Genomic DNA, 13,301 nt, shown 5'->3' with positions numbered 1-13,301 from the left:
CCTACTTGGAACTGTCTGGCTGGCCGTAGGTCGCCGACTGGCCGTGCTTGCGTTGATAGTGGAGGTCCAGCAAAGCGTCGGAAATTTCTGGATCGTCCTGGTTCAGTTGCCGGGCGTGGAAGGCAATCTTGGCGACAGCCTCGAGCATCTCCGCGTTATGAACGGCGTCGGCTGCGTCCTTGCCCCAGCAGAAGGGACCGTGATCGTTAACCAGGGCTGCGGGGACGGAGAGCGGCGCATTGTTTCCGAGTGCCTCGACGATGACCTTGCCGGTGTTGCGGACGTAACCGTCTATGATTTCGTCGTCGCGCAGCTTGCGAGTAACGGGGATCGTTCCGTTGAAATAGTCGGCATGGGTCGTTCCCATGGCAGGGATACCCCGGCCGGATTGGGCCCACACCGTCGCGAAGAACGAGTGCGTGTGGACCACGGCACCGATAGACTTGAAGCTTTTGTAGAGTTCCAGGTGCGTATCGAGATCAGACGATGGTCGCAGCGTGCCCTCTAGGATATTGCCATCGAGGTCGGTTACAACGATATCTGCGACCTGCATTGCCGTATAGGAAACGCCACTCGGTTTGATGGCGACAACACGCTTCTCGCGGTCGATAGCGCTGACGTTACCGAACGTCGAGATGACAAGGCCGCTATCGTAGAGCGCGGCATTTGCATCAAGAACGGACTTGCGGAGCTCGGAATATTTCATCATCGTCTCCTCAGACCTTTTGGCGGCGACTGAAACGATCGGCTGCCACGGCGATCAGGATGATCGTGCCGATGACGACCTGGTGCCAGAAGGTGTTCACGTTGAGCAGGTTGAGCGCGTTGCGGACGACCGCCATCAAAACGGCACCTACGGCGGTTCCAAAAAGAGTGGCGCGCCCGCCGGACAAACCCGTTCCGCCGATAACCACGGCAGCTATGACATCCAGCTCGTACCCCTGGCCGGCTTCAGGCATGGCGGCTTCAAGGCGCGAGGTGAGCAGAACGCCCGCGAAGGCCGAGAGGACCCCGACCAGCACGTAAACGGCGATCTTGACCTTGTCCGTGGGGATGCCGACCAGCCGGGCAGCGTCCGGATTGCTGCCGATCGAGAGAACGAAACGGCCGAAACGCGTGTAATAGAGAAGGTAGAAGGCGATCGCGAAGACGATGGCGGTCAGAATGACCGGAACAGGAACACCGCCGGCATAGCTCTGGCCGATCATTCGGAAGGCGGGGTCGGAGGCTCCGACGATCGGAATACCCTGAGTGTAGACCATCACGATACCGCGGCTGATGACCATGATGGCCATTGTGGCGATAAAGTCCGTGATCCCGACCTTGGTGATCAGGATGCCGTTCACCAGTCCGATCACCGCACCGACCGCAATCCCGCCTGCGCATGCCAGAGGAACGGGATAGCCAAGCACAATCAGGTTTGCGGTCACAAGACCGCTCAGCGCGAGTGTCGAACCGACGGAGAGGTCGATGCCCCGCATCCCGATCACAAAGGTCGCTCCAAACGCGATTACGGCAATAGGGACCGCCTGACGAAGAACGTCAGTCAAGTTGCCGAAGGTGAAAAACCGCGGAGCGGCAAAGCCGAGCGCCACCAGAAGAACGACGAAGGCCAGATAAACGCCGGCATTGCCGCCGCTGCGTGCGAGCGTAAGGGGCGAGCGCGGGCGTGTAGCTGCAATATCAGCCATGGATACCTCCCTGAAGATGATGGCCTTGCGGCGGCCTCACCGAATGAAGAGCGAGTGTTTCTTCCTTGGAGGTCGCCGCATCGACGACCGCCGAGATCCGTCCTTCGAACATGACCGCGACCCGGTGACACAGTCCAAGAAGTTCCGCGTTGTCGGCGGACACCACGATGACAGCACAGCCGTCTTTCGCAGCAGCCTGGATGAGGGTGTAGACCTCGGCCTTGGCACGCACGTCGACGCCACGCGTTGGCTCCTCAAGCATGAGCACCTTTGGCCGGGTGAGCAGCCAGCGAGCAAGCATGACTTTTTGCTGGTTACCGCCGCTCAGCGATGTGATGTCGGCACCGGGGCCGTCGCATTTCACGCCGAGCTTGGCGATGTAGCCGGAGGCAATCTCGCGCTCCTTTTTCGGCATCAACGTGATTTTGCCGAGCGTTCGAAGGTTGGCGATAGAGAGGTTCCAGCCGACATTGTGTTGTGGAAAAATCCCCTCGGTTTTACGTTCGGCGGGCAAGAAGGCGACGTGTTGACGAATAGCGTCCGTCGGGTCCGAAATCGCCGCTTGCTTTCCGTCGATCAGAATCGAGCCGGTCTCATGCGGGATCTGCCCGAAGATCGCCCGCAGGAGCGCGCTCTTGCCTGATCCTTCGAGACCCGTGACGCCGAGGATTTCACCCTGGGCTACCGAGAAGGTGATGTCTTCGAAGACACCACTTTTCGTCAAACCGCGAACGTCCAACGAGGGTTCGGACCTTGCCGGGACGCGGGGAGGAAACTGTTTTGCGAGAGAGCCGCCGATCATCGCACTGACGACCTTGTCTACGTCGAGCTCCGATACGGGCAGGTCTGCGACCGCGCTGCCATCGCGCAAGACCATCACGCGGCTGACGATGCCGAGGAGTTCCTGGATCCGGTGAGACACATATATGAGAGCTTTACCGGCCTGCTGAAGCTTCTTAATGATGGCGAACAGCTGTTTGCGTTCGACCTCCTCGAGCGCTTCGGTCGGCTCGTCCATGATGATGATGTCGGCGTTGCTGCTAATGGCTTTGGCGATCTCGATCATCTGCCGATGCGAGAGGCTAAGCTCTCGAACTGGCCTGTCGAGAGGTACGTCGACGCCTAACTCGCCCTTCAGGATACGCGAGGCGGCTGCCCGCATGGCCGGATGGTCAAGCGGTGATGCACTTGCACGCCCGTGGCGCAGCTCCCTGCCCGCGAATATATTTTCGGCGGCGTCAAAGTCCGGAAACAGGCTCAGCTCCTGGTAGATGATCGCGATGCCGGCCCTGGACCCGTCTTTGGGATTGTTCAGATCGACCACCTTACCTCTGACAGCAATGGTGCCTTCGTCGCGTGCATATGCACCAGAGAGGATTTTCATGAGCGTCGACTTGCCTGCGCCGTTCTCACCGACCAGGCCGAGAACCTCGCCGGGATTGAGTACGAGCTCGATGCCATCAAGCGCCTTCGTGTTGCCGAAGCGTTTGGCAATGCCTTTCATCTCGAGCAGCGGAGCGTTTGTCATTCAGGTCGCCCTTTTTGAGTGGGCGGCCCCGCGCGAGGCGGGGCCGCGTACTGTCACATCTACTTCTGCTGGACGTAGACGTAGTCGTTCTGATCGAAGGTCTTGATGTTCTTCGCATCGTAGGTTTTGGGCGCCACGAAGATCTTCTTCGGCAGGGCGGTGCCCTTCATCACGAACTCATCCACCGCTCGAATGATGTTGCGACCTTCTTCCTTGGCCCCGGTGTCGACCGTTGCTGCAAAGTCGCCGGTGAGGATCGCGTCGTTGGCTTCCTTCATATTTTCGTAGCCGACGATTGCCACCTTGCCGTTCAGCCCCTTAGCCTTGAGAGCCTGCAGACCGCCAAGGGCCATCTCGTCGTAGAGCGCGACGAGGACTTCGATATCGGGGTTGGCGGTGAACATGTTTTCAGTCACCGACAGGCCTTGGGCACGCACCCAGCCAGCCGGCTGCTGAGCGACGATTTTGAAGTTGGGGTGCTTCGAGATGACCTCGTTGAAACCCTTCATGCGCTGGCTCGTATGCGGACCGGGCAGGCCCTCCAGGATCCCGAGCTTGACTTCCTTGTCGCCATAGGTGTCAACCAGCCATTGCGCCTGCGCACGACCACCGTCACTCTGGTCGTAGCCGATATCGCTGACATAATATGGGTTGTCGGCGACGGGTGAATTGAAGAGGAAGATCGGAATGCCCGCCTCGGTGGCGCGCCGGATGGAGGGCAGCAACGCGCCTTCGTTGTATAAGGCAACCGCGATCGCATCCACACCGTCGTTGATCCAGGCTTCCATGGTCCTGATCTGGTCGTCCGTGGCAGACTGGCTGCTCGGAGCTTGCACGAGAAGCTGGATAGTGCCGTCGCCACCGCGCTTATCGATTTCTTCTTTCACGCCAGCCAGAACACGCTGATAGTAGGTGTCCATCGCCGTCGGCAGGAAGCCGACCTTGAGCGGGCGGTTATCCTTCTTAGCGGGTTTGACTTCCTGGCCTGTGGGCTTGATGTCCTTGTCCATCAAGATGCCAGGAAACACCTTCGAATAATCCAACTGCTGTGCAAGCGCTGGGCTGAAGGAAAGCGAAGCGGTGAGCCCGAGAGCAGCACCGAAGATTAACGTCCGTCTGAAAATTGTCACATGATCCTCCCTGGTGGTGACAAGACAAAGTTTTCCCAACCGCGGAACGGGTCCGCGGCGAAGCTTGGCAATCTGAGATTCAAATCTTCGGCTTACAGTCCCGGTGCGATCGTGAAGACCATCCGGATCGGGTTGGAGCCGTAGTTTAGGCACTGGTAGCTGATGCCGCCGGGCAGGAAGAAAGACTCGCCGTCACGGATGTGAAAGGTTTCGTCGGTATCCGCCAAATAGAAGGTTGCGGGGCCTTGCAGAACGTAGAAGACTGCGTCCCCTCCATGGCTGTCGGGTTCGCTCGCGCGCGGTCCAACGCCACCCACAGGGATAGTCAGCTCTCCGACGTGCATGTAATCGTTGCTGACGCAGAACTGGATGAGAACGGGATGATCGCGGCCGGAGACGATGTTCAGACGATCGCTTTTTGCGACCTTCACCAGGTCGCCCCTCTTGCGCGCCTGAGCGCCGTCTACTGGATAGGCTCCGAGTTTCTCAAGGCTCATCACGCTCTCCCTTCGTGCTTATAGAGGCGCGTCGGCCCGTCATAGCCGGTCGGAGGGCCATTCTCGTCCCAGATACGCGGTGCGATGCAAAACAGGATAACTGCAGCCTTGTCGCTGAAGTTATAGCCGCGATGCGGAGCGCCCTTGGGGATAAGCACCGCGTCACCGGGTCCGAGTTCCTCTGTCTGCCCGGTTTCGGGGTTTAGGAGATGCACAACACCTTCGAGGACATAGTACACCTCGTCACCCGCGTGAATGTCGGCCGGGTCGAAGTTGCTTCCCGGCGCGAGCTGATAGATGCCAGTGGTCTGCTGGTCCGTGCTGGCGAGCAGGTAGTTGAGGTCGCTCGAGTACGGCTTCGTCCCCGTATAGATGAACATCTTGTAGCTATCGCGCGTCAGATGGACCGGCTTCTTTTCGCTGGGCGGATGTGGGAAATTGCCGAAGTAGCTTGGCAGTTTTGGCATTTTAGTACCTTAGGTCCGGAGTTCGCGGAGCAGCGACTTGAGAAGCCGCCAGGTCGGATCGACTGTCGTGTGGTTGAGGCGCTCGCGCGTGGTGTGGACGTCGAACGCTTCCGGTCCGATCGACAGCATGTCAATGTCAGGAACCTTCTTTCGAAAAAGGCCGAGCTCGAGACTGGAGTGAGAGACTTCCACATGTGGCTGCTCGCCGAACTCGCGCTCGTAAGCGGCTTTGGCGGCGTTGAGCATTCGCGAATGAGGATTGTATGGCCATTCCGGGCAATCCGCGAATGTCTCCACGCTCGCGCCGTTGCCGATGAGTTCTGACAGCTGCCGGATTTTGTCGACGATGTTGTAGCGACGGGAGCTGACGGCGCTTGGGACCGTATTGACGATTTCGATGGCCTCTTTATCGCTTGAAAGCAACGCCACGGTGTTGGAGCTCTCGACGAGGCCCTCGACTTGAAGGCTTTTGCTCTGGACGCCGTTGGGAAGCAGGTTCAGGGCATCGACCAGCGCCCGGGCGGACTGAGCCGAGAAGACTTCAGTAATCTGCCTCCCTGACTCGCTGACTGTGACCTTGAGGTTGGGATCGCTTGCTTTGTACTCAAGCGCAATCGAAGCCGCTTCCGCTTCAATTCTCTGTCTGAGATCGACAATCCGCGAGGCATCGATCGAAATGATCGCCTCCGCCTCACCCGGGATAACGTAACGGTTCACGCCACCCTTGACTTCGGCTACGCTGGCCCCAGCATCCCGGATGGCAATCCGGAGCAGCCGTCCGAGCTGGACGATGGCGTTAGCGCGTTCAAGATGGATGTCGAATTCGGAATGACCGCTGCTCAGGCCGGAGATCCGCAGCGAAAGGGCGGCCTGCCCCGAAACGCGCGGTTCGCACTGAACCGGAATCTTGAAGCGCACTGAAATATCGCCAGCGCAGCCTGCGAAAAGCGACTTGGGATCGTGCCAGTTCATGTCGAGAAGGCGCTTACCGCTAAGCTTTGTGCCGTCGAAGTGTTGTGCGCCGCCCTTGCCGACTTCTTCTTGAACCGTCAGGACGACTTCAAGCGGCGGATGCGGGATATCGTCGGATGCCAGCAACGACATTGCGAAAGCCACACCAACGGTGTTGTCCGCCCCAAGGGTTGTCCCCGTCCCATGGATGAAATCGCCGATAACCTGAAGTTTGATGCCTTCGTTCTCAAAGTCGTGGTCAACACCCTCGTCGCTCTCGCAGACGATGTCGGTATGCCCATGAAGAATGACGGTCGGCGAGTTTTCGTAGCCGGGTGTGCCCGGCTTCTTGATGAGGAGATTGTAGATCTCGTCCTGGTAAACCTCGAAGCCGCGTGCCCGGGCAAAATCGGCGATGTGATCGCTGACCTGCTTCTCGTTGTAAGAACCGCGCGGGATCGCACTCAGCTCTTCGAAAAAGCCAAAGAAGATCGCCGGTTCGAGACCAGCAAGAATAGAATTGTCGCGTTTATCTACAGTTTTTCCAGCGGGGAAACTCATTCGGCCCTCCTCCTAATACGGCATCTGCGCAATACTTCTTCCCTCGCCCTAGTCCGGCGACCTCGTAAACCGTATTGCATCTCATCTTACGCGCTAAGGCGATCCAGGTTCAGATGCCCTCCACGCATCGAACCATCTCTGCTTTCAGCTCCTATTTCAAACGCAATATTTCATAAAATAGATGAGCTTTTTTCATCTGAATTCGTTATAGTATAAGCTAACGCATCCATTGAAGCGCAGGCCGAGACCTCTACGAGTTTCGGATACCATGTAGGCATCTGCGTAATTTGGAGCTGGCTCGCGAGGTCCCTTCAATCGTCCGGAAGCGGCGCCTTAAGGTGGTCGAGAAACGTCCGGAGCGCGGACGGCACCTGTCGGTGCGAAACGTAGTATGCATGAAAACCCGGCCCAGTAGACGACCAGTCCGGCAGCACCACTTCGAGCAGACCAGCCGCCAGTTTGTCCTCGACGCGTGCGCGCAGGCAGTAAAAGAGACCGCCCCCCTCCTGCGCCATGCGGATGGACAGTTCTGAATCCCCGAGCGTGAGCAGTCCAGGGACGTCTAGGGTAACCATGCGGTCTCCGTCGCCAAGTTCCCATTTGCAGACGTGGTCTGTACCGGTTCGGATCCGGATGCACTCGTGCGTCAAGAGATCTTCCGGCCGCTCCGGCCGCCCTCGTTCGTTGAGATAGGTTGGAGAGCCGACGACGATCCATTCAAGTTCGGCAGTCAGACGCGACGCGATCATCCCCTCGGGAACTGTTCCTCCATAGCGGATGCCCGCGTCGAAACCCTCGGCGACCATATCGATAAAGCGATCCTCGACGCTGACTTCGATCTCGACATCGGGGTAGTTGCTGCGAAAACTGTGCAGTCGAGGAGCGATCAACAGCTCGGCGGCGTCACGCAGCGTGGTCACTCTCACCCTGCCCGTAGGACCGCTCCTGAAACTGTCCAGGAGATCCATCGCAGCCTGGATGCCGAGGAAACGGGGCTCTAGTTCGGCAAGCAGTACTTCGCCGGCGGCGGTGAGACTGATGCTCCTGCTTGTCCGATGAAACAGACGGACGCCGAGACGGGCCTCCAAACCCCTGATCGAGTGGCTGAGAGCGGAGCCGGAAACGCCGCGAAGCGCGGCCGCCTTTCGGAACCCCCCCGCCCTCGCGATCGCGACGAAAGTTTCAAGGTCGGCCAGATCGGCCCGCGTGGATACCATGAGTTATGGATACTCCCACTTCGACTGAATAAGATCGTCCTGGCCGACGCCGACCTTGCTTCAGACGGCTGGTATCTTCAATCCTTATTCAACTAACCTGGCTTTGGTATGTGATGACCACGGAAGCAGTCAAAAATTTGACATTAGTTGATCCATGTCGGATTCGGGGAGCTACGACGGGAGATGGGCCGGGTCGTTGAATAATAGCACCTCCGGGATTAATCGTCATGCAATGAAGATCATCTTGTCCACAGCCACGAGAGACGGCACCGGTTGGAACGGATACCACCTCCGCGCGGGCGGCCTGACGGTCCCGGAGGTTCAAGTTCTGAGCTTTCGAAAACGCCGGCTACCAGTCCTGCCGGGTTGGATGGACGACAATGTCGTTGATCGTGATCTCCGGGGGCTGATCTAGGGCATAGACCACGGCTTCAGCCACCGACGACGGCGGAATACCTTGCTTGTTGAGCTCTCCGGCGATCTTTCTGCCCGTCTCGTCATGAACCTTGTCGGCCCAGCCGGTATCGATCACGCCAGGGCTGATCATAGACACCTGGATCCCACTTCCCACGCCCACCTCCTTTCTGAGGCTTTCGGTGATACCGCGTATAAAGAACTTCGTGGCTCCATAAACGCCTGCCGCCTCGCCGACATGAACGCCGGCGATAGAGCTCATATTCAGGATGCGGCCGGACCGGCGCTCCAACATCGACGGCAGCACGGCGGCAATCGCATGTAGATAGCCACGCAGGTTGGTATCGATCATCTTGTTCCAATCGCCGACCGCGGCATCCTTCCAATAGGAAAAGAGCATGAGGCCCGCATTGTTGACCAATATATCGACCGGGCCGTACGTCGTCGTGGCGAACGGGACGAGGGCCTTGGTACTCTCAAAATCCGTGGCATCGGCAACCTTGTAGCTGGCAATACCTCCGGAACCGGCGATGTCTTCGACAATCTGACTGAGGCGTTCCTCATTGCGGCCGGCAAGGACGACGCGCGCACCTTTTTCCGCCAATCCTCTGGCGGTCGCTGCTCCAATGCCCGAGGAAGCTCCCGTGACGATTGCGACCTTGTCTTTCAGATGTGCCATGATGTGCTCCTTCACTGCGGTTGGGTCAGTTCGGCTTGCCGGGCGGCTTTAACAGGCTCTGGGGTTGTCCGGTTTTCCAACACCTGCCGCTTGGTTTTCTGGTCTCCGCCGACGACATGGTCGATGTCGTTCATGAGGGCCTCGAAGCCCTGCTTGGCGACGAGCGTCTTGTCGTTTTTCTGCTGGCCACCGAGCTTCGTATCGCCCATCCCAGCGTGCGCGTGGAAGTCGCTGTTGGTGGCGCCCGGAAGGAGTGCCGTCACCGTGACCCCGGTCGAGCGCAACTCCTCGCGCAGAGATTCCGCGAACATGTAACCGAATGCCTTCGACGGGCCGTAGACGGTTTCGTATGGCGTGGGCAGGGTCGCCGAAACCGAGGAGGTGATGAGGATCCTGCCGCGGCCGTTCTTGACCATATGTTGGACGACGCGTTTGGCCATATGGACGGTCCCAGTGACATTGATTGCAAGCAGGCGAAACTCATCCTCGAGATCGTTATCGACGAAGGCGCCGCCGATACCGATACCCACGTTCAGAGCCGCGGCTTCCAGTGGGCGCCCCAGCCCCTCCGTGAAGGTCCAGAACCCCTCAACGCCATCGTATGTCGAGGCATCCGCTTTGAACGGATACGCTTCGGCGTCAAGGCTTCGTAGCGCATCGGCGGCCTCGTTTACCTTGTCGCTTGAGCCTGAAATAGCAACGTCAAATCCATTCTTGGCGAATTGTTTGGCAAGCTCGAAGCCTATTCCAGATGAGCCGCCCGTGACCATTGCGAGTGGTTTATTACCAGTCATGATTTCACTCCTTTGGTTTTATCAGCACCACGATCGCCTCGAGGCGCCGGTGACCTAATGCCCGTGGAGCCGGTTGGTTACATGAGCAAAATCGATCGGGGCGGTGAGCAAAAATCAACCACCGATCTGGCAGATACCAGGAGTGAGGGACCTTTTGGTCGCGTCCGCAGCCAAATTGACGAGGCATTCCCGACGTCACGAAGGCACCCAAGAGTGAACACCCCTCATCGGTGCGTGCGATCCAGCTCACTTCAAGTGGTCGGCGGAGTGGCCTATGTTGTTAGGAGGATGAGCTGTCGTTCGCAGCCAGCAGATATGGTCCGACCACACAAGCGCCCGCGTAGCGCTGGTGCGCTTCTTGCGCTGGTGCCTTCGGCTGAGAAAATCCACCGCGACGGCGTGTCCGGCACACCTTCCAGCGGTGACGTCCAATGACGGGAAAGACAAAGATGAGCGAGAGAATGAACAGTATCGTTGCTCCTGGCCGCGTTGCGGTCATCACGGGAGCTGCGAAGGGCATCGGCTTGGCAATCGCGAGGGCTCTCGCGGCCCGCGGCATGAAGCTCGCATTGTTGGATCTCGACACCCACGCACTTGATGATGTTACCTCGACACTCGATACGGACACTCTGGTTGTGAGCGGCGACGTCTCGGATCTATCGACACTGACGAGGTTGCAGGACGAAACGCTCTCTCGGTTTGGCGACGTGGCCATCCTTGTAAACAACGCGGGCATTACGCAAGGAGCCGGCCCCTGGGATGATCCTGTAAAGTGGCGACGCCAGATCGATGTAAACTTCGGAGGTGTTCTAGCCGCACAACACGTCTTCGTGCCCTACCTGATCAAGGCAGCCCGACCATCGGCGGTCGTCAACCTCGGCTCCAAGGAAGGAATTACAACTCCTCCAGGCAATGCCGCCTATTCGGTGGCAAAGGCAGCTGTCAAGGTGCTGACCGAACAGCTGTCGCACGCGCTTTTGAAGGAGACGGGAGGTCGTGTATCGGCTCATCTCCTCGTCCCTGGCTACACGTGGACACCCATGAACATCGCACTCAAGCCGAAGGGCGCTGCCATGCCCGATGAGGCATGGACCGCAGAGCAGCTGGTGGAATACTTCCTGGCCCGTCTGCTCGACGAGGACTTTTACATCATTTGTCCTGATAACGCGGTCACGTCTGCGATCGATGCCAGACGGATCCGCTGGGCGGCCGACGACATGATCCTGAACCGGCCGGCGCTTTCACGCTGGCACCCCGACTGGATGGATAAATTCGCAGCCTGGTTGAAGGCAGACCACTGACGGTGGAATGTTTGTAGAGGAGTAATCCAATGCCCAGACCCCATGTAATCTGTCACATGATGTCGCCACTGGACGGTCGATTGATCGTCAATGATTGGGCCGAGGCGACCGGCCATTCGGTGGAGGAACTCGTGAAGGTCTATGACGACCTGCATGAGAAGATTGGTGCCGACGCCTGGCTTTCGGGAAGAGCGACAGGCGAGGAATTCGCAGACGCCGTCGACCGTCCCTATGAAACAACCGGCACAGCACCGCGGCCGATCCATAACGCCAACCCGGATGCCAACGAGTTCGCTGTTATCGTTGATAAGGACGGTCGGCTACGCTGGGACAAGAACGACATTGAGGGTGCTCAACTTATCGTCCTGACAGGATCTGACGTGGATGATGCTTACCTGGCGGGCCTCACCCAGGCTGGCGTTTCCTATATCGTATCGGAGAAAGATGGCGTCGATCTGAAAAACGCGCTCGATGTTCTCGGCACCGAATTCGGTGTGAAGCGCTTGATGCTGGAAGGCGGGGCGCAAACCAATGGCCATTTCTTGAATGAGGGTCTTGTTGACGAGGTCAGCCTAGTCATCTTCCCTGCGATCGGAGGCAAGTCGAATACACCGGCCATATTCGAGGGCGGTGAGGATGGGCTTGCCGGCGGGGCGAGGCTCACGTTTATCAGCGCCGAAGCCGCTGGCCTCGGCTCCGTCCATCTGAGATATCGCGTTGGACGTCCGTAGGAGACGTCCATAGGAGAAGACTGTAGAAGGGATCCCCCCAATCGGAGGGCCCAGCTTGAGATGGACAGGTGCCGCCTTGCGCGGCATCTATCCGAAGGATGGCGATATTCACTTGCTCTCCTGCGATGCCACTCGAAGTGGCACATTGGCTCCTTCCAAAGCCGCGCGGACGTCGACTGACGGTTCCTGGTCGGTGATGATAACTTCGAACTCGTCAATGGTGGCCAGGACATGAAGAGCGGTATGATTGAAGCGCTTATGGTTTAAGAGCAGGCAGCGACGCGCGGCGCTTGCAATCATCGCTCGCTTCGAGCGGACAACGTCATCATCCATATGGTAGACGCGCAATCCAGAAACTGCCGGCGTTGAGATAAAGGCGATGTCGGCGCTGAGACGCGACAGTGCCTGTTCGGCGACGACGCCGAAAAAACCATTGAACTTCATCGAATAGCGTCCACCGACCGCAATCAGGTTGATCCCTGATTCCGTCTTGAGCCGATCGATGACCGCCGCATTGTTGGTGATCACCGTCAGCGGCCTCCTCTGTGGCAGCAATTCCCCGAGCACCGACGCCATAGATCCGTCGTTGACCATCACCGTCATGCCGGGCTCGACGAGTTCAAGGGCGGCCTCGGCCATCCGGCGCTTGGCCTCGCCCTCCTGCTGCTGGCGAAACCGGAAATCGCTTTCGAAATGGCCTCCTGCCTCGATCGTTGCCCCGCCACGGACCTTGCGAAGCATCCCTGCCTGCTCAAGATCATCCAGATCCCGGTGGATGGTCATCTTGGATACAGCGAACCGATCGGATAGGTCGTCGAGATCCACCACCCTCTGCGCGACCAACAGGTCCATAATGGCCTGCCTCCGATCATCTCTCTTCATATTTTAGTCCTCCGGCGCACTAATCCGATCCTTTAACATCAAGATCCGCCGCTACAAATCACATGCAAACATCATTTTTCGTTAGTTTGTCTTGCTCTATTCGACAACGCCACTGACGCTGCTGGCATACTGGGACACGTGAAGACGCATGATGGCGCGATTGCACCGCTCCATGCATGGCCGAAGGCGCTCATTTTGTAACGAAACAGGATGGTTTGGGGGTTCAAGCGCAAATGTCATCGCCATGGAGATGGTCCCGCGCGTCAGCCGCGCACGGAAGATGGAGGCCTTGTCCTCCATGGTCAACATCGTGGGCTACCGGGCCGTCATCAAAGCGGGCGCGAATATAGGGCTTCTTCACCGGGCAGATCACCGCAGCGGGCAAGGTGTTTGGAAAAGGCCTGTGTCACTGACACCCGGCCTTTTCTCTGCTTATCGCCTTGGAAGGACGATTGTGA

Annotated in this window: 13 protein-coding genes and 1 pseudogene; 3 read left to right on the top strand and 11 right to left on the bottom strand. The window is 58.4% G+C overall.

Going from position 1 to position 13,301, the window contains the following annotated elements; translation table 11 throughout:
- Window position 1: 1 nt before the first annotated feature.
- The 10 genes from araD to GGD50_RS23870 form a co-directional block, all read right to left on the bottom strand.
- Complete coding sequence (araD, locus tag GGD50_RS23915) at window positions 2-706, bottom strand: L-ribulose-5-phosphate 4-epimerase AraD (protein WP_004129720.1); 705 nt, start codon at window positions 704-706, stop codon at window positions 2-4.
- Between the two features lie 10 nt (window positions 707-716).
- Window positions 717-1,691, bottom strand: a complete 975-nt coding sequence (locus GGD50_RS23910) for an ABC transporter permease (protein WP_013984689.1) — start codon at window positions 1,689-1,691, stop codon at window positions 717-719.
- The gene (locus GGD50_RS23905; RefSeq protein WP_004129726.1) at window positions 1,684-3,219 is read right to left on the bottom strand and encodes a sugar ABC transporter ATP-binding protein; all 1,536 of its coding nucleotides are present in this window, start codon (window positions 3,217-3,219) and stop codon (window positions 1,684-1,686) included. The genes GGD50_RS23910 and GGD50_RS23905 overlap by 8 nt, the downstream gene beginning before the upstream one ends.
- Window positions 3,220-3,278: 59 nt before the next feature.
- On the bottom strand, window positions 3,279-4,349 hold the full coding sequence (locus GGD50_RS23900) for a sugar ABC transporter substrate-binding protein (protein WP_004129729.1): 1,071 nt from the start codon (window positions 4,347-4,349) through the stop codon (window positions 3,279-3,281).
- Between the two features lie 92 nt (window positions 4,350-4,441).
- Entirely contained in the window at window positions 4,442-4,846 is a 405-nt protein-coding gene (locus GGD50_RS23895) for a cupin domain-containing protein (RefSeq protein ID WP_004129732.1), read from the bottom strand.
- Entirely contained in the window at window positions 4,846-5,313 is a 468-nt protein-coding gene (locus GGD50_RS23890) for a cupin domain-containing protein (protein WP_004129736.1), read from the bottom strand. Before GGD50_RS23890 ends, GGD50_RS23895 begins: the two co-directional genes overlap by 1 nt.
- Window positions 5,314-5,322: 9 nt before the next feature.
- Complete coding sequence (locus GGD50_RS23885) at window positions 5,323-6,825, bottom strand: aminoacyl-histidine dipeptidase (RefSeq protein ID WP_004129739.1); 1,503 nt, start codon at window positions 6,823-6,825, stop codon at window positions 5,323-5,325.
- Window positions 6,826-7,136: 311 nt separating this feature from the next.
- Window positions 7,137-8,042 (bottom strand): LysR family transcriptional regulator, encoded by a 906-nt coding sequence (locus tag GGD50_RS23880; protein ID WP_004129742.1) that lies wholly within the window; start codon window positions 8,040-8,042, stop codon window positions 7,137-7,139.
- Between the two features lie 349 nt (window positions 8,043-8,391).
- Window positions 8,392-9,135 carry an SDR family oxidoreductase gene (locus tag GGD50_RS23875; protein WP_004129750.1) on the bottom strand — a complete coding sequence of 248 codons (744 nt, stop codon included), beginning with the start codon at window positions 9,133-9,135 and terminating at the stop codon, window positions 8,392-8,394.
- A gap of 11 nt (window positions 9,136-9,146) precedes the next feature.
- Window positions 9,147-9,929 carry an SDR family NAD(P)-dependent oxidoreductase gene (locus GGD50_RS23870; RefSeq protein ID WP_004129752.1) on the bottom strand — a complete coding sequence of 261 codons (783 nt, stop codon included), beginning with the start codon at window positions 9,927-9,929 and terminating at the stop codon, window positions 9,147-9,149.
- A 449-nt stretch (window positions 9,930-10,378) separates the two neighbouring features.
- Between GGD50_RS23870 and GGD50_RS23865 the strand changes: the two genes are divergently transcribed.
- Window positions 10,379-11,230 carry an SDR family NAD(P)-dependent oxidoreductase gene (locus GGD50_RS23865; RefSeq protein WP_004129754.1) on the top strand — a complete coding sequence of 284 codons (852 nt, stop codon included), beginning with the start codon at window positions 10,379-10,381 and terminating at the stop codon, window positions 11,228-11,230.
- Window positions 11,231-11,259: 29 nt separating this feature from the next.
- Window positions 11,260-11,961 carry a RibD family protein gene (locus tag GGD50_RS23860; RefSeq protein ID WP_004129756.1) on the top strand — a complete coding sequence of 234 codons (702 nt, stop codon included), beginning with the start codon at window positions 11,260-11,262 and terminating at the stop codon, window positions 11,959-11,961.
- Between the two features lie 108 nt (window positions 11,962-12,069).
- On the opposite strand, the gene GGD50_RS23855 is transcribed toward GGD50_RS23860, so the two are convergent.
- Window positions 12,070-12,843, bottom strand: coding sequence for a DeoR/GlpR family DNA-binding transcription regulator (locus GGD50_RS23855; RefSeq protein WP_037155973.1), 774 nt, complete (start codon window positions 12,841-12,843; stop codon window positions 12,070-12,072).
- 223 nt (window positions 12,844-13,066) lie between these two features.
- Between GGD50_RS23855 and GGD50_RS32855 the strand changes: the two are divergent.
- Window positions 13,067-13,232: pseudogene (locus GGD50_RS32855) on the top strand (Re/Si-specific NAD(P)(+) transhydrogenase subunit alpha); the annotation flags it as partial.
- Window positions 13,233-13,301 lie beyond the last annotated feature (69 nt).

Source organism: Martinezella paranaensis (assembly GCF_014200235.1).
Taxonomy (GTDB): domain Bacteria; phylum Pseudomonadota; class Alphaproteobacteria; order Rhizobiales; family Rhizobiaceae; genus Rhizobium; species Rhizobium paranaense.
The sequence above is the reverse complement of the archived record's forward strand: the minus strand, read 5'-3'. Positions and strand labels throughout refer to the sequence as shown.

Bases quoted from the DNA above. Each gene is read 5' to 3' on its own strand.
- araD (WP_004129720.1), bottom strand. From the start codon at position 706: ATGAAATATTCCGAGCTCCGCAAGTCCGTTCTTGATGCAAATGCCGCG.
- GGD50_RS23910 (WP_013984689.1), bottom strand. From the start codon at position 1,691: ATGGCTGATATTGCAGCTACACGCCCGCGCTCGCCCCTTACGCTCGCA.
- GGD50_RS23905 (WP_004129726.1), bottom strand. From the start codon at position 3,219: ATGACAAACGCTCCGCTGCTCGAGATGAAAGGCATTGCCAAACGCTTC.
- GGD50_RS23895 (WP_004129732.1), bottom strand. From the start codon at position 4,846: ATGAGCCTTGAGAAACTCGGAGCCTATCCAGTAGACGGCGCTCAGGCG.
- GGD50_RS23890 (WP_004129736.1), bottom strand. From the start codon at position 5,313: ATGCCAAAACTGCCAAGCTACTTCGGCAATTTCCCACATCCGCCCAGC.
- GGD50_RS23885 (WP_004129739.1), bottom strand. From the start codon at position 6,825: ATGAGTTTCCCCGCTGGAAAAACTGTAGATAAACGCGACAATTCTATT.
- GGD50_RS23880 (WP_004129742.1), bottom strand. From the start codon at position 8,042: ATGGTATCCACGCGGGCCGATCTGGCCGACCTTGAAACTTTCGTCGCG.
- GGD50_RS23875 (WP_004129750.1), bottom strand. From the start codon at position 9,135: ATGGCACATCTGAAAGACAAGGTCGCAATCGTCACGGGAGCTTCCTCG.
- GGD50_RS23870 (WP_004129752.1), bottom strand. From the start codon at position 9,929: ATGACTGGTAATAAACCACTCGCAATGGTCACGGGCGGCTCATCTGGA.
- GGD50_RS23865 (WP_004129754.1), top strand. From the start codon at position 10,379: ATGAGCGAGAGAATGAACAGTATCGTTGCTCCTGGCCGCGTTGCGGTC.
- GGD50_RS23860 (WP_004129756.1), top strand. From the start codon at position 11,260: ATGCCCAGACCCCATGTAATCTGTCACATGATGTCGCCACTGGACGGT.
- GGD50_RS23855 (WP_037155973.1), bottom strand. From the start codon at position 12,843: ATGAAGAGAGATGATCGGAGGCAGGCCATTATGGACCTGTTGGTCGCG.